This window comes from Nocardioides sp. Z13_37, from assembly GCF_058355585.1.
Genome location: NZ_JBZGDV010000002.1, coordinates 701,804 through 718,282, shown reverse-complemented (window position 1 = coordinate 718,282; position 16,479 = coordinate 701,804). Strand labels below are relative to the sequence as shown.

The 16,479-nt window shown below is 72.8% G+C and carries 19 protein-coding genes; 2 read left to right on the top strand and 17 right to left on the bottom strand.

Annotation, left to right across the window (positions count from 1 at the left end):
* Positions 1-47: 47 nt before the first annotated feature.
* Complete coding sequence (locus AC4H2S_RS08435) at positions 48-1,142, top strand: LOG family protein (protein WP_491496507.1); 1,095 nt, start codon at positions 48-50, stop codon at positions 1,140-1,142.
* Positions 1,143-1,192: 50 nt separating this feature from the next.
* On the opposite strand, the gene rlmN is transcribed toward AC4H2S_RS08435, so the two are convergent.
* From rlmN to rpsB, 9 genes are all read right to left on the bottom strand, one after another.
* Positions 1,193-2,335, bottom strand: a complete 1,143-nt coding sequence (rlmN, locus tag AC4H2S_RS08430; RefSeq protein WP_491496506.1) for a dual-specificity RNA methyltransferase RlmN — start codon at positions 2,333-2,335, stop codon at positions 1,193-1,195.
* A 57-nt stretch (positions 2,336-2,392) separates the two neighbouring features.
* Complete coding sequence (locus AC4H2S_RS08425; RefSeq protein ID WP_491496756.1) at positions 2,393-2,728, bottom strand: hypothetical protein; 336 nt, start codon at positions 2,726-2,728, stop codon at positions 2,393-2,395.
* A 95-nt stretch (positions 2,729-2,823) separates the two neighbouring features.
* Positions 2,824-3,336, bottom strand: a complete 513-nt coding sequence (locus tag AC4H2S_RS08420; protein WP_491496505.1) for a histidine phosphatase family protein — start codon at positions 3,334-3,336, stop codon at positions 2,824-2,826.
* Between the two features lie 7 nt (positions 3,337-3,343).
* Positions 3,344-4,126, bottom strand: a complete 783-nt coding sequence (locus tag AC4H2S_RS08415) for an SDR family oxidoreductase (protein ID WP_491496504.1) — start codon at positions 4,124-4,126, stop codon at positions 3,344-3,346.
* Between the two features lies 1 nt (position 4,127).
* Positions 4,128-5,027 carry a phosphatidate cytidylyltransferase gene (locus AC4H2S_RS08410; RefSeq protein WP_491496503.1) on the bottom strand — a complete coding sequence of 300 codons (900 nt, stop codon included), beginning with the start codon at positions 5,025-5,027 and terminating at the stop codon, positions 4,128-4,130.
* A gap of 12 nt (positions 5,028-5,039) precedes the next feature.
* A complete protein-coding gene (gene frr, locus AC4H2S_RS08405) occupies positions 5,040-5,594 on the bottom strand; it encodes a ribosome recycling factor (RefSeq protein ID WP_491496755.1) in 555 nt (184 codons plus the stop codon).
* Positions 5,595-5,645: 51 nt separating this feature from the next.
* Entirely contained in the window at positions 5,646-6,365 is a 720-nt protein-coding gene (gene pyrH / locus AC4H2S_RS08400; protein ID WP_186341253.1) for a UMP kinase, read from the bottom strand.
* Between the two features lie 189 nt (positions 6,366-6,554).
* Positions 6,555-7,367 carry a translation elongation factor Ts gene (tsf, locus tag AC4H2S_RS08395; protein ID WP_491496502.1) on the bottom strand — a complete coding sequence of 271 codons (813 nt, stop codon included), beginning with the start codon at positions 7,365-7,367 and terminating at the stop codon, positions 6,555-6,557.
* A gap of 77 nt (positions 7,368-7,444) precedes the next feature.
* Positions 7,445-8,476, bottom strand: a complete 1,032-nt coding sequence (gene rpsB / locus AC4H2S_RS08390) for a 30S ribosomal protein S2 (RefSeq protein WP_491496501.1) — start codon at positions 8,474-8,476, stop codon at positions 7,445-7,447.
* 475 nt (positions 8,477-8,951) lie between these two features.
* Between rpsB and AC4H2S_RS08385 the strand changes: the two genes are divergently transcribed.
* A complete protein-coding gene (locus AC4H2S_RS08385) occupies positions 8,952-9,551 on the top strand; it encodes a M23 family metallopeptidase (RefSeq protein ID WP_491496500.1) in 600 nt (199 codons plus the stop codon).
* Between the two features lie 82 nt (positions 9,552-9,633).
* Here AC4H2S_RS08385 and AC4H2S_RS08380 read toward each other — a convergent pair whose 3' ends face one another.
* The 8 genes from AC4H2S_RS08380 to rplS form a co-directional block, all read right to left on the bottom strand.
* Positions 9,634-10,533 carry a tyrosine recombinase XerC gene (locus tag AC4H2S_RS08380; RefSeq protein ID WP_491496754.1) on the bottom strand — a complete coding sequence of 300 codons (900 nt, stop codon included), beginning with the start codon at positions 10,531-10,533 and terminating at the stop codon, positions 9,634-9,636.
* A 127-nt stretch (positions 10,534-10,660) separates the two neighbouring features.
* On the bottom strand, positions 10,661-11,794 hold the full coding sequence (dprA, locus tag AC4H2S_RS08375) for a DNA-processing protein DprA (protein WP_491496499.1): 1,134 nt from the start codon (positions 11,792-11,794) through the stop codon (positions 10,661-10,663).
* Entirely contained in the window at positions 11,791-13,395 is a 1,605-nt protein-coding gene (locus tag AC4H2S_RS08370; RefSeq protein WP_491496498.1) for a YifB family Mg chelatase-like AAA ATPase, read from the bottom strand. The genes dprA and AC4H2S_RS08370 overlap by 4 nt, the downstream gene beginning before the upstream one ends.
* Complete coding sequence (locus AC4H2S_RS08365) at positions 13,395-13,796, bottom strand: YraN family protein (RefSeq protein WP_491496497.1); 402 nt, start codon at positions 13,794-13,796, stop codon at positions 13,395-13,397. Before AC4H2S_RS08365 ends, AC4H2S_RS08370 begins: the two co-directional genes overlap by 1 nt.
* Before the next feature lie 294 nt (positions 13,797-14,090).
* The gene (locus AC4H2S_RS08360; RefSeq protein ID WP_207081985.1) at positions 14,091-14,399 is read right to left on the bottom strand and encodes a DUF2469 domain-containing protein; all 309 of its coding nucleotides are present in this window, start codon (positions 14,397-14,399) and stop codon (positions 14,091-14,093) included.
* Positions 14,396-15,142, bottom strand: coding sequence for a ribonuclease HII (locus AC4H2S_RS08355; protein WP_491496496.1), 747 nt, complete (start codon positions 15,140-15,142; stop codon positions 14,396-14,398). Before AC4H2S_RS08355 ends, AC4H2S_RS08360 begins: the two co-directional genes overlap by 4 nt.
* A complete protein-coding gene (gene lepB, locus AC4H2S_RS08350; protein ID WP_491496495.1) occupies positions 15,139-15,906 on the bottom strand; it encodes a signal peptidase I in 768 nt (255 codons plus the stop codon). Before lepB ends, AC4H2S_RS08355 begins: the two co-directional genes overlap by 4 nt.
* Before the next feature lie 158 nt (positions 15,907-16,064).
* Positions 16,065-16,415 (bottom strand): 50S ribosomal protein L19, encoded by a 351-nt coding sequence (gene rplS / locus AC4H2S_RS08345; protein WP_491496494.1) that lies wholly within the window; start codon positions 16,413-16,415, stop codon positions 16,065-16,067.
* Between the last annotated feature and the right edge of the window lie 64 nt (positions 16,416-16,479).

Genomic DNA, 16,479 nt, shown 5'->3' with positions numbered 1-16,479 from the left:
CCCGCCACCCTCCACGGGACGTGGGCGGGCACCCTAGGTTGGGCGGCGTGAAGCACTCCCACGGACGCGTCGTCGACGTCACCACCCTGGCTGACCTCGACCGCAGGCTGGCCGCCGGCGCCCGCTCACTCGCCGGCTGGCGCCTGCTGGGCCTCGACCTCACCCGTCGCGGCCCCGCCCTGCTCGAGCGCTCGCTCGACCAGTCGCTGTTCTTGGGGTGCGACCTCACCGACGACGACGAGGACGCCGTACGCCGCGCCGGGGCGATCGTGCTCCACGAGATCCCCGGCATCCCGGTCGACCCCTACCGCGCGGGCCTCTACTCCCCCACCGAGCTCTACGACTCCTCCCGCTACCCCGCCACCCTCGACGCCCGTGCCTACGCCTGGTCCCGCCGCGACACCAGCCCCGAGGACACGCTGGCGATGGCCCTGCACGACCACCACGTCGACGCGGCCCTGGCCGGCTGGGTGGCCGGACGCGACGTGGTCGGCGTGATGGGCGGGCACGCCCTCGAGCGGGGGAGTCCGGCGTACGCCGACGCGGCTCGCCTCGGGCACGCGCTCGGCGACCACCTCACGGTCGCCACGGGCGGGGGCCCGGGAGCCATGGAGGCGGCCAACCTCGGCGCGTTCGTCCCCGGGGACCTCGACGGCGCGCTCGCGGCCGTGGCGACGGTGCCGTCCTTCCGGCCCGACGTCGGCGCCTGGGCACGCACGGCCCTCGACGTCCTCGCTGCCACCGCGGCCGGCCGCGAGTCGCTGGGCATCCCCACCTGGCACTACGGCCACGAGCCGCCCAACGTGTTCGCCACCTCGATCGCGAAGTTCTTCGCCAACGCCCCCCGGGAGGCCCTGCTGCTCGAGGTGTGCACCGCCGGCATCGTCTTCCTGCCCGGCGCGGCCGGCACCGTGCAGGAGGTCTTCCAGGACGCCTGCGAGAACTACTACGCCGACGTGACCGCGGTGGCCCCGATGGTGCTCGTGGGCCGCCGCTACTGGACCGAGGAGCTGCCGGTCTGGCCCCTGCTGCGGGCCCTCGCCGCGGGCCGGGCGATGGAGCCGCACGTCCACCTCGTCGACACCGTCGAGGAGGCCGTCGACGTCGTCCGGACGGCTGCCGGCCACCGCGCCGGCGGCTGACCCCCGCTGACCCCCGCTGACCCCCGCTGCTGCCTGCTGCCCCCTGGGGGCTACTCCTTGGCCGCGAGCTGCCCGCAGGCGCCGTCGATCTCGCGACCACGCGTGTCGCGCACCGTGGTCGGGATGCCCTTGGCCTCGAGCCGGCGGACGAACTCGCGCTCGTCGGCCGGGTCGGAGGCGGTCCACTTCGAGCCCTCGATGGGGTTGAGCGGGATCAGGTTGACGTGCACCCAGCCCCAGTCGCCGTAGGAGTTGAGCACGTCGCCCAGCAGGTCGGCCCGGTGGGCCTGGTCGTTGATGCCGCGCATCATGGCGTACTCGATGGAGACGCGGCGCTTGGTCTTGGCGGCGTAGTTCCACGCGGCCTCGACGGTCTCGGCCACGGAGAAGCGGGTGTTGATCGGGACGAGCTCGTTGCGCAGCTCGTCGTCCGGCGCGTGCAGGCTCAGCGCCAGCGTGACCGGGATGCCCTCGTGGGCGAGCTGGTTGATCCGGGGCACGAGGCCGACGGTGGAGACGGTGATGCCGCGCGCGCTCATGCCGAGCCCGGCGGGCGAGGGCTCCGTGAGGCGGCGGACGGCACCGATGACGGCCTTGTAGTTGGCCAACGGCTCGCCCATGCCCATGAAGACGACGTTGGACACGCGGCCGGGACCGCCGGGCACCTCGCCACGCGCCATCGAGCGGGCGCCTGCGACGACCTGCTCGACGATCTCGGCGGTCGACATGTTGCGCTGCAGGCCGCCCATGCCGGTGGCGCAGAACGGGCAGGCCATGCCGCAGCCGGCCTGGCTGGAGACGCACACCGTCGCGCGGTCGGGGTAGCGCATCAGCACCGACTCGACCAGGGCGCCGTCGAAGAGCCGCCACAGCGTCTTGCGCGTCGTGCCCTTGTCGGCCTCCATCGTGCGCAGCGGCGTCATCAGGTCCGGCAGCAGCGCCGACACGAGCTCGTCGCGCTGACCGGCGGGCAGGTCGGTCATCTCGGCCGGGTCGTCGACCAGGCGGGTGAAGTAGTGGTTGCTGAGCTGCTTGGCGCGGAAGCCGGGCAGGCCCATCTCCTCGAGCTGCGCCTTGCGTCCGGCCTCGTCGAGGTCGGCGAGGTGGCGCGGCGGCTTCTTGCGGCCCCGCGGCTCGTTGAACACGAGGGGCAGGGTCGTGATCGGCTGCTGGTCGGTCGGCGTCTCGGACATCGTGGCGATTGTCCCACCCCGGCGGTCGGCGGCGCGATTCGCAGACCGGTCAGCGGGTCAGGCGTCGACCATGAAGTAGAGCACCAGCGACGCGACGCCGCCGACGACGAGGGCGGTCACCACCATGCCGACGAACATGAACTGGGCGAACCGGCGGGTCTTGCGCTTGACCAGCATCGCGATCGGGAGGGCCAGCGCGAGGACCACGAACGGGAAGAGCCGCTCGGCCGTCTCGTAGGAGAACAGCAGCCGCAGGATCCCCGCGAACGCCCCGGGCAGCGCGGTAACGTAGAGCATCCCGGCGAAGAAGCCGGTGATGCCCGCGAACGTCGGGTGGCTGTGGTGCCACCACTCGAAGTGCCGTTCCTGCGGCACCTCGTGCTCCTGTTGCATCTCCACGGCGCCACCCTAGGCGCTCGCGCGTCCCGCCGCGCACGTGGCGCGCGGGGACGGGCGACGTCGGGAGGTCGGGGACGCGGCGAGCAGGGTCAGGGATCCACTGTGATGACGTCGGGCATCGCGAGCGCCTCCCAGCGGTCCAGGTCGGGCTGCTGCCCGGTGAGGTCGGCGACCACGAGGGTCCAGGCCGTGCCGTGCCCGACGAGGACCACGTCGTCGGTGCCGTGCACGTCGAGCACCCTCCGCACCGCGGCCACGACCCGCTCGCGACACGCCGTGAGGGGCTCCCACCCCGCGACGGCCGGCACGTCGGGGTGCGCGAAGGCGCGGCGCACGGCGCCGGCGAAGTCGTCGACCCACTCCCCCGACCGCTCGTGCTCGCGGAGGTCGTCCAGGATCCCGACGTCACCGTCGGTCAGCAGTTGGGCGGTCTGCACCGCCTTGGGCTCGGGCGAGGTGAACCACGCCGCCGCCGTGGGCAGGCGCCCGGAGGACCGCAGCGCCCACACGTCGTCGTACGCCGCCGGGTCGAGGTCCCACTGCGCGGCGGGGACCGCGCGCCGCACCAGCGGGCGGCCGTGCCGGACGAGGTGGAGGGTCATCGCACGATCATCGTGCCAGGAACTCGCGGGCGCCGCGCAGGCGCGTCGAGAGGAGCGCGGCGGCGCGGGTGGAGTCGAGGCGTACGTCGACGGGGCCGGGCACGGCGAGCTCCGCCCGGGTCGTCGCCCGCAGCGCGTCGGGGTCGAGGCCGTCGCGGCGTGCGATGAGCCGGCCCAGCTCGTGCCGGCTCGTGCCGTCGGCACCGGCCACGTGCAGCACGCCCCGCACGTCGCCCTCGGCGAGCTCGACGAGGGCCCGCGCCAGGTCCTCGACGTGGACCGGGCAGCGCCGCTCGTCGGCGAAGAGGCCGCCGTCGGCCCCGGCCGCGAGCCGTCGTACGAGCACCTCGTGCTGCGAGGCCCCGTCGCCGAGGATGAGCGAGGTGCGGGCGACGACCGCGCCCTCGCACGTGGCGAGCACCGCGTGCTCGGCGGCCACCTTGGCCTCGCCGTAGGGCGTGACGGGGTCGGTGGGCGCCGTCTCGTCGTAGGGCTCGTCGGCGCCGCCGAACACCACGTCGCTGGACACCAGCACCATCCGCGCGCCGACGCGGCTCGCGGCCTCGGCCACGTGGGCCGCGCCGTCGGCGGTCACCGAGCGGTCGGACTGGACGTAGGCCGTGTGGACCACGGCGTCGGGCCGGTGGTGCTCGAGGAGGTCGAGCACGGCCGCGCGGTCGCGCACGTCGGCGTCCCCGGAGCCGACGGGCACGACGTCGTGGGCCGCGGCGGCGGCGACGACGTGGCGCCCCAGGTAGCCCGTGCGACCACCGGTGACGAGGAGCCGCACGTCAGAAGACGAGGTAGTAGAGGACCAGCCAGATCGGGGCCACCGTGGCCAGCAGGGAGTCCAGCCGGTCCATCAGCCCGCCGTGCCCGGGGATGACGTGGCTCATGTCCTTGACGCCGAGGTCGCGCTTGATCACCGACTCGCACAGGTCGCCCAGGGTCGCCATCACCGCGGCGATCACGCCGAGCAGCACGCCGACCCACCAGTCGCCGCCGAGGAAGGCCGTGACCAGCCACACGCCCACCACGACAGTGGCGGTCATCGACCCGGCGAAGCCCTCCCACGACTTCTTCGGCGAGATGACCGGCGCCATGGGGTGCTTGCCGAACAGCACGCCCGCGATGTAGCCGCCGGTGTCGGAGGCGACGGTGATCGCGATGAAGGTGATGACCCCGCGCACGCCGGGGTCGTCGACGTCGAGGCCGAAGCCCGGCGCGGTGCCCCCCTCGCCGAGCAGCAGCGCGACGAACGAGGCGAGGAACGGGACGTAGACGAGGGTGAAGACCGACGCGGTGGCGTTCTTGACGTAGCCCTCGACGCCGCGGCGCAGCAGCCACAGCATCACCACCAGCGCCGTCACGGCGGTCGCGGTCACCAGCGCCGGGGCACCCCAGACGTAGGCCACCACGACCATCACGACGCCGCCCAGCATCAGCGGCTGCTCCGGCATGTCGATGCCTTTGACCGCGAGACCGCGGTGCAGCTCCCACACGGCGACCACGACGGCGATCGCGACGATGCCCATGAAGGCGGGCTTCCAGAGCACCAGCGACAGCAGGACGGCGCCCACCAGCAGCACGGCCGAGGTGACGGCTGCCTTGAGGTCGCGGCCGGCACGGCCGTGGCCGTTGGGCGCCTGCGGCTGCGGGGCCGGCGCGGCCGGTGGGTCAGGAATGGTCATCGACGGGGGTGCTCAGACCTCGAGCAGCTCGGCTTCCTTGTGCTTGAGCAGCTCGTCGATCTTGTCGGTGTGGGTCTTGGTGAGGGCGTCAAGGCGCTTCTCCGCACCCGTGACGTCGTCCTTGCCGACCTCGCCGTCCTTCTCGAGCTTCTCCAGCGCCTGCTTGGCCGTGCGGCGCACGTTGCGCACCGAGACGCGCCCGTCCTCGGCCTTCGACCTGGCGAGCTTGATGAACTCCTTGCGGCGCTCCTCGGTCAGCTCGGGGAAGACGCAGCGCAGCACCTTGCCGTCGTTGGCGGGGTTGACGCCGAGGTCGGAGTCGCGGATGGCCTTCTCGATGTTGCCCATCGCGCCGATGTCGAAGGGCTGGATCAGGATCGTGCGGGCGTCCTGCGAGGTGAAGCTCGCCAGCTGCTGCAGGGGCGTGTGGGTGCCGTAGTAGTCGGCCGTGATCTTGGCGAACATGGCCGGGTTGGCACGACCGGCCCGGATGGCGGCGAACTCCTCGCGCGTCGACTCGACCGACTTGCCCATCTTGGCGTCGGCATCGTTCATGACGTCCTTGATCACGGTTGCTCTCTCTCCTCGTACGTCGTGTGCGGGTGGGCTCGGGCCCGGTCAGGCCGAGCTGCTCACCAGCGTGCCAATCTTCTCACCCCGCACCGCCCGCACGATCGTGCCAGGCGTGGAGAGGTTGAAGAAGACGATGTCCATCCGGTTGTCGCGGGCCATCGCGATGCCGGTCGCGTCGGCGACCTTCAGGTCGCGGGCGAGGTACTCGTCGTAGGTCAGGCGGTCGAACTTCACCGCCGCCGGGTTGGTCTTGGGGTCGGAGTCGTAGACGCCGTCCACGCCCTGCTTGCCCATCAGGATGACCTCGCACCGCGTCTCCAGCGCCCGCTGGGCGGCGACGGTGTCGGTGGAGAAGAACGGCATGCCGGCGCCGGCGCCGAAGATCACGACGCGGCCCTTCTCCATGTGCCGGATGGCGCGGCGCGGGATGTAGGGCTCGGCGACCTGGCCCATGGTGATCGCGGTCTGCACGCGCGTCTCGACGCCGTGCTTCTCGATGAGGTCCTGGAGGGCGAGGCAGTTCATCACGGTGCCGAGCATGCCCATGTAGTCGGCGCGGGCCCGCTCCATGCCGCGCTGCTGCAGCTCGGCGCCGCGGAAGAAGTTGCCCCCGCCCACGACGATCGCGATCTGCACGCCCGACTTGGCGACCTCCGCCACCTCGCCGGCGAGTGCGTTGATGACGTCGAGGTTCAACCCCACCTCGCCTCCGCCGAACACTTCACCGGAGAGTTTGAGGAGGACTCGCTTGTACGCCACGTGCATCCCTTCGAGCGCCTGGGTGGTCACCCGAAACCTACCGGACCCGGCGGTGCCCGACGAACCGAGCGGCTCCCGGGGGTGGGGTGGGACACGTCCCGGGACGACCGGGCCTCCTGACGCCGCCTGACATGCGACGAGGGGCCGTACGCCGATGGCGTACGACCCCTCGTCGGGTGTCGGGGTGGGGCTGGCTCAGGCGCCGACCTCGAAGCGGGCGAACCGCTTCACGGTGGTGCCGGCCTCGTCCAGGACGGCCTTGACCGACTTCTTGGACTCGGTGACCGACTCCTGCTCGAGCAGCACGATCTCCTTGAAGAAGCCACCGAGGCGACCCTCGACGATCTTCGCGATCGCCTGCTCGGGCTTGCCCTCCTCGCGGGTCTTCTGCTCGGCGATCGAGCGCTCCGACTCGACGAGGTCGGCGGGGACCTCGTCGCGGGTGAGGTACTGGGCACGCATCGCGGCGATCTGCATCGCGGCGGCGCGGGCCGCGGTCTCGTCACCCTCGAACTCGACCAGCACGCCCACGGCGGGCGGCAGGTCGGCGGCACGCTTGTGCATGTAGGTGACGGTGTTGCCGTCGAAGTAGGCGACGTCGCCCAGCTCGATCTTCTCGCCGATGGTGATGGCGAGGTCCTCGATGACCTGGCCGACGGTCTTGCCGTCGAGCTCGGCGGCCTTGAGGGCCTCGGTGTCGGTGGCCTTGACGGCGTCGGCGACATCGGCGATCTGCTGGGCCTTGGCGATGAAGTCCTCGTTCTTCGCCACGAAGTCGGTCTCGCTCTTGAGCTCGACCAGCGCGTTGCCCGAGGTGGCGACGAGGCCGGCAGCGGTCTCGCGCTCGGCGCCGCGGGCGGCGGCCTTGGCGGCACCCTTGACGCGGAGCAGCTCGACGGCCTTGTCGAAGTCGCCGTCGGTCTCGGTGAGCGCCTTCTTGCAGTCCATCATCCCGGCCTGGGTGAGCTCACGGAGCTTCTTGACGTCGGCAGCGGTGAAGTTGGCCATGGTCCTTCTTCCTTGCGGTTCGGTGGAGGCGGACGCGGCGGCGCGCAGGTCCTGCGCGCCGCCGCGATCGGGGACGATCAGGCCGTGGGCTCGTCGGCGGCGGGCTCGGCGTCCTTCTCGGCCGTCGCGGTGTCGACCGTGGCGGCCTCGGCCGCAGCGGCGTCGACGTCGGCGGTGACCTCGGCGGCCGGCGCGTCGCTGCCAGCGGCAGGGGCGTCGGTCGCGGCCTCGGCGGCGGCGTCGGCCTGCGGGGCCTCGGCGGCGGCACCGGTGGCCTCGGAGGCCGGGGTCTCGGCGGTGGCGTCACCGGTGGCGGCCGCGGCGGCCTTCTCGGCGTCACCCGCGAGGAGCTCGCGCTCCCACTCGGCGAGGGGCTCCTCGGCACCGACGGCGCCCTCGGTGGTGCCGGACTTGGCGCCCGAGCGGGCGATGAGGCCCTCGGCGACGGCGTCGGCGACCACGCGGGTCAGCAGGCCGACCGCGCGGATGGCGTCGTCGTTGCCCGGGATCGGGAAGTCGACGACGTCGGGGTCGCAGTTGGAGTCGAGGATGCCGATGATCGGGATCCGCAGCTTGCGCGCCTCCTCGACGGCCAGGTGCTCCTTGTTGGTGTCGACGATCCACACCGCGGAGGGGACCTTGGACATCTCGCGGATGCCGCCGAGGGTCTTGTCGAGCTTGTCGCGCTCCCGCTTCATCTGCAGGAGCTCCTTCTTCGTGCGACCCGAGCCGGCGACGTTGTCGAAGTCGACCTCGTCGAGCTCCTTGAGGCGGTTGATCCGCTGGTGCACGGTCTGGAAGTTGGTGAGCATGCCGCCGAGCCAGCGCTGGTTGACGTAGGGCATCCCGACGCGCGTCGCCTGCTCGGCGATGGCCTCCTGGGCCTGCTTCTTGGTGCCGACGAACATCACGACACCGCCCTTGGCGACGGTCTCCTTGACGAAGGCGTAGGACCGGTCGATGTAGGCGAGCGACTGCTGCAGGTCGATGATGTAGATGCCGTTGCGCTCGGTCATGATGAAGCGCTTCATCTTCGGGTTCCAGCGACGGGTCTGGTGACCGAAGTGGACGCCGCTCTCGAGCAGCTGGCGCATGGTGACGACTGCCATGGATTCTCCTGTGGTGACGGAGGCGCTCGCCGACGTGCCCGACCTTGCGACAGGTCGGACCGGGAGCGGGCTCCTGCTGGTTTTCAGTTGCTGCGCCCGGCGGGTGCCGGGAGCCCTGACGCTCGCGCGCCGGTCCGATCACGCCGGCGGGACCGGCGCGAACTGAGGACCGACGCCCACGGGCGGTCCGGAACCAGGGATGCATTCCGACGCGGTCAGCGAGCGTGCGAAGTCAGTCCGGGTGGACTGCTCCGCACATCGTAAGCCCGCGCCTCCCCGCGGGGCCAATCGCAGCGGGTGCCGGGCCGAGCGTGGGTTGAGCGTGGCCCGAGCGTGCGGGCGAGCGCAGGGCGGGAGGCAGGGCGGGAAGCAGCGCGGACCGCTACTGGTCCACAGGCACGCGCTCGCGTCTCTCGTCCACAGGCCGCTCCACCGGCGCTGTCGCGCTCCGCGGTGCCGGGCGAGGGTGGAGCGCATGCGAGCCCTCCTCTGCGCCGTGCTCGGCGCGCTCCTGATGACCGTCGTGCTCGGGGTCTCCGGGTCCGCCGCCGGCGAGACCGACGACCCGGGCGACGAGCCGACCGGCGTCTGGCCGCTCCACCCCGAGCCCGACGTCGTACGCCGCTTCGAGCCGCCGCCCCACCCCTACGCCTCCGGGCACCGCGGCGTCGACCTCGCCGGCGCACCGGGCCAGGCGGTGCGCGCGGCGCTGGCCGGCTCGGTCGGGTTCGCCGGCTCGATCGGCGGCAAGCCGGTGGTGACCGTGCTGCACGGCGGTCGCCGGACGACCTACGAGCCGGTCATGGCGTCCGTCGAGCGCGGCCAGGAGGTGGCCGCGGGCGCGGTGATCGGCCGCCTCGTGATCGCCGACGGGCACTGCGTCCCCGCCGCCTGCCTCCACTGGGGACTCGTCGAAGGAGACGGCGACGACCGGGTCTACCTCGATCCACTCTCACTGGTCGGGGGCGGGCCGGTGCGGCTGCTGCCCCTGTGGCGCGACGAGCCCACGACCCTCCGGCTCCCGTGGAGCCCGCCGCTCTCACAATGGCGGCGCCCGGTGGACTGGCTCGCCTGAGCACCCACCCGCGGGGCTCCCCCGCCGCCCGGCCTGCTGCGTCATACGAACCGGCACCCAGGACTGCGGGTTCGGATGACGCTCAGGCGCGGGGGTGGGCCTGTTGGTAGGCCCGGCGCAGCCGGTCGGTCGTGACGTGGGTGTAGAGCTGGGTCGTCGCCAGCGAGGCGTGCCCGAGCAGCTCCTGGACCGACCGCAGGTCGGCGCCGCCCTCCAGCAGGTGGGTGGCCGCGGAGTGCCGCAGGCCATGGGGCCCGATGTCGGGCGCGCCCGGGACGTCGACGATGCGACGGTGGACGAGATCGCGTACGGCGCGCTGGTCGATGCGGCGCCCCCGCACCCCCAGGAACAGCGCCGGTCCCGAACCCTCGACGCGCAGGTGCGGACGCCCAGCCGTCAGCCAGCGGTCGACCGCCTTACCGGCCGGGGCCCCGTAGGGCACGGAGCGCTCCTTGCGGCCCTTGCCGAAGACGCGTACGACGCGGCGCTCGGCGTCGAGGTCGTCGATGTCGAGCCCGACGAGCTCGCCGACGCGGATCCCGGTGGCGTAGAGCAGCTCGAGCATGGCGACGTCGCGCACCCCGACCGGGGTGCCGTCGTCGGCGAGGTCGGCCGCCGATCGGATCAGGGCCTCGGCCTCGTCGGCGCGGAGCACCGACGGGAGGGTCTTGTGCTTCTTCGGCGACCCGAGCGCCGCGCCGGGGTCGGCGTCGAGCCGGCCGGTGCGGTGCAGCCAGGCGGTGAAGACGCGCGCGGCCGTGGCGCGGCGGGCGATGGTGGTGCGGCTGCGGCCGGTCGTCTGCAGCCGCGCGAGCCAGCTGCGCAGGGTGCGGAGGTCGAGGTCGGAGATCTCGGTGATGCCGAGCCGATCACAGTGGTCGAGCAGGCCGGCGATGTCGCCGAGGTAGGCCCGCACCGTGTGGGGCGCGAGGTCACGCTCGGAGACGAGATGGCGCTCGTAGTCGCCGAGCAGCCGCACCATGGACTCGGACAGGCCGCCCGCGGCCTCGGCCTCGACGTCGGCCTCGACGTCGGTGCCGCCGGCCTCGGGAGCGGCCGCGCCGGTCGCTTCGTTGCTCACCCCCGCAGCCTAGGTGCGCGGGAGCCCGTCACACGTCAGGCGCGAGTCGCCACCCGCCCTCCTCGTAGCGGACGAAGCTCTTGTCCAGCAGCCGCTGGAGCGCTGCCTCGGTCTGGCGGATGTGCAGCGAGGCGAGGCGGGCGATCGAGTCCACACCGGCCGGCGTGCCGACCGGCACCCACTCCAGCACCTGCCGGTCGACGGGGGTGAGGGTGTCGCGCGGCCGCTGCTCACCCCGCCGCTCGTCGACCAGGTGCTCGCCTGCCTCGCTGATCAGCTCGAGGACCTCGGCGCCGTCGCTCACCACCGTGGCCCGGCCCTCCCGGAGCCAGTGGTTGACCCCTTGCGAGGTGTAGCTCGTCACCGGGCCGGGCACGCCCATCACCGGCCGGTTGAGCGCCTCGGCCCACGCCGCAGTGCTGAGGGCCCCGCTGCGCAGGGCGGCCTCGACGAGCACGGTGCCGCGGGTCAGGGCCGCGATCAGCCGGTTGCGCGCGAGGAAGCGCGGCCGGGTGGGGGCGGAGCCAGGGGGTTGCTCGGAGACCACGGCGAACTCGGCTGCGAGGTGCGCGAGCAGGGGGCGGTTCTGCGTCGGGTAGACCCGGTCGACGCCGCATGCCAGGACCGCCGCTGTCGTCCCTCCGGCTTCCAGGGTCGCGTCGTGGGCGACGAAGTCGATGCCGATCGCGCCACCCGAGACCACCGGCACGCCTGCTGCCGCCAACCGGTCGCAGATTCCGCGGGTCACCTCGACGCCGTAGACCGACGCGGTGCGGGAGCCGACCACGGCCACGGACGTGGCGAGCTCGGTGAGGGGCATGGGTCCCCTCACCCACAGCCCGGGTGGAGTGCCGCCCACCCCCTTGTCGGTGATCGCGTCGTCGAGCTGGTCGAGCGCGGTCGGCCACTCGGGGTCGCCGGGAACGAGGAACCGGATGCCGCACTTCGCGGCCTGCTCGAGCCGGCGGGCCGGGTCGACCTCCTCGAGGCGTTGGTGCAGGCAGCTGCCGGGCTTGGGCACCAGCAGGCCCTCGAGCGTGCGGACGGCGCCGATCTGCCGGACGAGCGACGACGTCGTGCCGTCGCCCGGCTCGACACCGCAGCTGAGCACCACCCGGGCGAGTCGCTCGGCGTCCGCGGCCGACCCCGGGTCGGTGGTCATGACGCAGCCACCGAGACCACGCGCGCCGGCAGGCTCCGGGCCGCGTCGTCGGACCGCAGCGCGAGGGCGATCTCCGCCTCACGGACGCCGGGTCGCGACACCCCCGCGCAGTCGGCGACCGTCCAGGCCAGCCGCTGCACGCGGGTGAGCCCGCGGCGGGTCAGCGTGCCGTCAGCCAGCGCCGCGTCGACCAGCGCCTGGGCCGCGGGCTCGAGCGGCCATCGCTCGGCGAGGACGGGGCCGGGGCAGGAGGAGTTGAGGAGCCAGGCGCAGTCGCGGTAGCGGCGGGCCTGGCGCTCACGGGCCTCCGCCACGCGGGCCCGCACGTCGGCCGACGACTCCGGCTCCGGCCCGAACGACACGGCCCGGCGCCCACGCTGGGGGCGTACCTCCATCCAGATGTCGACCCGGTCGAGGATCGGCCCGGTGAGCTTGCGGCGGTAGTGGGAGCGCTGCACCTCGCTGCAGTCGCAGCTGCCGCCGGAGAGGCCGTGGAAGTTGCCGCACGGGCAGGGGTTGGCCGCCAGGACCACCAGGGAGCGCGCCGGGTAGGTGGCCGACTCCTCACCCCGGGCGATGGTCACCTCGCCCGACTCGAGGGGCTGGCGCATCGCCTCGACGACGTCGGCGCGGAAGTGCGGGAACTCGTCCAGGAACAGGACCCCGTGGTGGGCCAGGCTCACCTGACCGGGGCGGACCCTGCCGGTGCCGCCGCCGAGCACGCTCGCCGCGGTGGCCGAGTGGTGCGGGGCGAACCACGGCGGTCGGCGCAACAGGCCGCTGCCGTGCGGCAGCGCACCGGCGACCGAGTGGAGGGCGGTCACCTCGAGCGCCTGCTCGGTGGTCAGGTCGGGCAGGATCGTCGGGATGCGCTCGGCGATGGACGTCTTGCCCGTCCCGCGCGGCCCGATGAGCATCATCGGGTGGCCGCCGGCCGCCGCCACCTCGACGGCGTAGCGGACGTCCTCCAGCCCGTCGAGGTCGCGCAGGTCGAGGTCGGCAAGGCGGTCCTCGCCGCGCCACGTCGCCAGTGGGCTGGCCGACGGGGCGACCACCGGCGGCGCCTCGGGCACCTCGACCCCGCGGAGCACGGCGGACACCTGCGCCAGCGACCGGACCCCGAACACGGTCATCCCCGGCACCAGCGCCGCCTCGGCGGCCTGCGGCTCGGGCACGAACACGCGGGTGATGCCGTGCGCCGCCGCGGCGATGACCATGGGCAGCACCCCCGGCACCGGCCGCAGCCCGCCGGCGACGGACAGCTCACCGATGAAGGCCCAGCCCTCGAGCAGGTCGGGCGTCAGCTCCTGCTGCGACTTGTCGGCGGCCAGGACGGCGATCGCGATGGCGAGGTCGTAGTGGGTGCCGCGCTTGGGCAGGTCGGCGGGCGCCAGCAGGATCGTGACCCGCTTGGTCGCCGGCCAGCGCCCGCAGTCGTTGTTGATCGCCATGCGGACCCGGTCGCGGGCCTCCGACAGGCTCTTGTCGACGCGGCCGATGATCGTGGTGGTGACCAGGCCCGGGGACACGTCGACCTGGACGTCGATGACGTGGCCGTCGGCCCCCTTGAGCGCCAGCGAGCGGGCGGTCGCGAAGGCCATCAACCGACTCCCTCGACGTGCTCGACCTCGACCGGTCGACCGCGCGGCGTGAGCACGCCCACCAGGTCGAGGCGGATGTCGTCGGGATGGCAGTCGTGGGCCAGCAGCCACCGGGCGGCGAGGCGTCGCAGGCGGTCGGCCTTGCGCCGGTCGATCGCCTCCAGCGGCGTGCCGTAGTCGGTGGACGTGCGGGTCTTGACCTCGCAGACGACCAACACGTTGCCGTCGCGCAGGACGAGGTCGATCTCGCCGGCGTCGCAGCGCCAGTTGCGGTCGAGCAGGACCAGGCCGAGCCCGGTGAGGTGTCGGACCGCGATGCTCTCGCCGCGCGCCCCCAGCCGGCGGCGGTGCTCGGCGGCGGCGTCGAGGGCGAAGGGAGAGGCGGCAGCTGGTCGGGCCATCGTGGGTGCCTTCCGGTGGACGGGTCGGTGAGCACCCAGCACACCGCGACCCTCCGACGCCCCTCGGCGGTCCGGCCGGCAGCCTGTGGAGAACGGCCGGACGAGGGTGCCTGTGGACGTTCCGCGGCCAGGTCGGTGCCGCCCCGGCCTGAGCGACGCGTCGTACGCCCGATGGTGCGAGACCCGGCTTGGAGGCCTTGTCTGACACTTCGAGGCGGTTGCAACCCCCTCCAGGTGTCGGAGTCCCCGCTCGAGCGGGGACTCAGACGACCACGGAGGCCCGCAGGGGGCGGGTCAGTCCTTGGGAGGGTCGATCTCCTGGGGCGCGAGCTCCTCGACGTTGACGTCCTTGAACGTCAGCACCTTCACGTTCTTGGCGAACCGGGCGGGCCGGTACATGTCCCAGACCCAGGCGTCGGTCATCGACACCTCGAAGAACACGTCGCCGCTCTCGGAGCGCGCCTTCACGTCGACCTGGTTGCACAGGTAGAAGCGGCGGTCGGTCTCCACCACGTACTTGAAGATGCCGACGACGTCGCGGTACTCGCGATAGAGGGTGAGCTCCATCTCGGTCTCGTACTTCTCGAGATCCTCGGCGCTCATGCGTCCTCCTCGGTGGTGCTTCCCGTTCCACGGCCGAGACTAGCCACCTCGTCCCCGCCCGCCGCCTCCAGCCCCGCCGCCCGGCGCACGTTGACGAACCGCATGCGGTGGACCGGCGAGGGCCCGTGCTCGGCGAGCGCGGCCTCGTGCTCGGCGGTGACGTAGCCCTTGTGGGTGCGGAAGTCGTAGTCGGGCCACTCGTCGTGGAGCCCGACCATGAGCCGGTCGCGGGTGACCTTGGCGATCACGGAGGCGGCGGCGATGCAGGCGGCCACCCGGTCGCCCTTCCACACCGCGAGCCCCGGCACGCCGAGGCCGTCGACGGGGAACCCGTCCGTGAGGACGTACGACGGCCGCGTCCCCAGGCGGGCCACCGCGCGCCTGAGCGCCTCGACGTTGGCGACGTGCATGCCGAGCCGGTCGCACTCCTCGTTGTCGACCACGACCACCGACCACGCCAGCGCGCGGCGCACCACCTGGGCGTAGACGCGCTCGCGGGCAGCCTCGGTGAGCAGCTTGCTGTCGGCCAGCCCCGGGACGATGCCCGCCCTTCCCGGCGGCAGGACGACTGCGCCCGCGACGAGCGGCCCGGCGCACGCGCCGCGGCCCGCCTCGTCGACGCCGGCGACGGGCGCCAGCCCTGCCCGGCGCAGTGCGCGCTCGTAGCCGTAGATCCCGGCGTCGCGGCGCACGGTGACACCGCCCGGCAGCGGCTGGGGCGGCAGGTGGGACGGGGCACTCACGAGGACGGGTCCGGCACGTCCTCGAACGTGTCCGGGCGGGTGTTCCAGCGGAACCGGTCGGCGGGCCACAGCAGCACGAAGACCTTGCCGACGACGAGGTCGACCGGGACGAACTCGTCGCCCGGCACGCACTCGGTCTCGTCGGGGCGGCACATCTTCTGCGAGCTGTCGGCCGAGCGGGACCGGTTGTCGCCCATCACGAAGACGTGGCCGTCGGGGATCGGGCCGACGGACCACTCCTCGTCGCAGGCGCCGTTGGTCGGCATCGGGCCGTTGCAGCTCGCGCCGCCGCGCTTGACGTAGGCGGACTCGTCGAGCGGCTTGCCGTTGACGATGAGCCGGCCCTTGTCGTCACAGCACTCGATGGTGTCGCCGGCGACGCCGATGACGCGCTTCACGAGGTGGCCGCCGGTCGGGTAGAGGCCGATCTTGGCCATCACCTTCGCGACCGGGTTGGTGGGGCCCGCCGAGTCGACGGGCGGCAGCCAGCCACCGGGATCCTTGAAGACCACCACGTCACCGCGCTCGGGCTCGTCGTCGCCCCAGTAGGAGACCTTCTGGATCAGGATCCGGTCGTTGAGGATCAGCCCCGGCTCCATCGACTCGGACGGGATGTAGAACGCCTGGACGAAGAACGTCTTGATCACGATCGCGAGCACCAGCGCGACGCCGAGCAGGAGGATCGTCTCCTGCCACAGCGGCAGCTGCTTGCGCTTGCCACGACCGGCCTTCGGGTCGGCGTCGCGGCGCGTGCGTCCGGTCATCGCGTCGCCCTCCGGACCCTGTCCCGGGACCTGCACCGAACGCGACGACCGCGGTCCCTCGCCCATCGAGAGGGACGAAGAACCGCGGTCATCAGAAGTCACTCGCAGAGACTAACGAGTCGCTGGTCGGGTCCACGCCGGGGGCGTGGCTCGACGGATCACGCCTCGCGGCGCTCCTTGATCTTGGCGGCCTTGCCGCGCAGGTTGCGCAGGTAGTAGAGCTTGGCCCGGCGCACGTCACCGCGGGTGACGATCTCGAGCTTCTCGAAGATCGGGGAGTTGACCGGGAAGGTGCGCTCGACGCCGACGCCGAAGGAGACCTTGCGCACGGTGAAGGTGCGGCCGATGCCCGATCCGTGGACGCGGATCACGACGCCCTGGAAGACCTGGACACGCGAGCGGCTGCCCTCGATGACCTTGACGTGGACCTTGACGGTGTCGCCGGCGCGGAAGTCCGGGACGTCGTCACGCTTGATGGCGGTGCCGAGATCGGCGATGACGTTGGTCATGTCGTTGCTCCTCGCGGGTGCCACAGGTCAGCCGCGGATTCTGGTGGTGATGGACTTGGCTGGT

What these genes read in the sequence shown, in the direction of transcription:
- rlmN (WP_491496506.1), bottom strand. Translation starts at nt 2,335, where the DNA reads ATGTCCGAGACGCCGACCGACCAGCAGCCGATCACGACCCTGCCCCTC.
- AC4H2S_RS08425 (WP_491496756.1), bottom strand. Translation starts at nt 2,728, where the DNA reads ATGCAACAGGAGCACGAGGTGCCGCAGGAACGGCACTTCGAGTGGTGG.
- AC4H2S_RS08420 (WP_491496505.1), bottom strand. Translation starts at nt 3,336, where the DNA reads ATGACCCTCCACCTCGTCCGGCACGGCCGCCCGCTGGTGCGGCGCGCG.
- AC4H2S_RS08410 (WP_491496503.1), bottom strand. Translation starts at nt 5,027, where the DNA reads ATGACCATTCCTGACCCACCGGCCGCGCCGGCCCCGCAGCCGCAGGCG.
- pyrH (WP_186341253.1), bottom strand. Translation starts at nt 6,365, where the DNA reads ATGCACGTGGCGTACAAGCGAGTCCTCCTCAAACTCTCCGGTGAAGTG.
- tsf (WP_491496502.1), bottom strand. Translation starts at nt 7,367, where the DNA reads ATGGCCAACTTCACCGCTGCCGACGTCAAGAAGCTCCGTGAGCTCACC.
- rpsB (WP_491496501.1), bottom strand. Translation starts at nt 8,476, where the DNA reads ATGGCAGTCGTCACCATGCGCCAGCTGCTCGAGAGCGGCGTCCACTTC.
- AC4H2S_RS08385 (WP_491496500.1), top strand. Translation starts at nt 8,952, where the DNA reads ATGCGAGCCCTCCTCTGCGCCGTGCTCGGCGCGCTCCTGATGACCGTC.
- AC4H2S_RS08380 (WP_491496754.1), bottom strand. Translation starts at nt 10,533, where the DNA reads ATGGTGCGGCTGCTCGGCGACTACGAGCGCCATCTCGTCTCCGAGCGT.
- dprA (WP_491496499.1), bottom strand. Translation starts at nt 11,794, where the DNA reads ATGACCACCGACCCGGGGTCGGCCGCGGACGCCGAGCGACTCGCCCGG.
- AC4H2S_RS08370 (WP_491496498.1), bottom strand. Translation starts at nt 13,395, where the DNA reads ATGGCCTTCGCGACCGCCCGCTCGCTGGCGCTCAAGGGGGCCGACGGC.
- AC4H2S_RS08365 (WP_491496497.1), bottom strand. Translation starts at nt 13,796, where the DNA reads ATGGCCCGACCAGCTGCCGCCTCTCCCTTCGCCCTCGACGCCGCCGCC.
- AC4H2S_RS08360 (WP_207081985.1), bottom strand. Translation starts at nt 14,399, where the DNA reads ATGAGCGCCGAGGATCTCGAGAAGTACGAGACCGAGATGGAGCTCACC.
- lepB (WP_491496495.1), bottom strand. Translation starts at nt 15,906, where the DNA reads ATGACCGGACGCACGCGCCGCGACGCCGACCCGAAGGCCGGTCGTGGC.
- rplS (WP_491496494.1), bottom strand. Translation starts at nt 16,415, where the DNA reads ATGACCAACGTCATCGCCGATCTCGGCACCGCCATCAAGCGTGACGAC.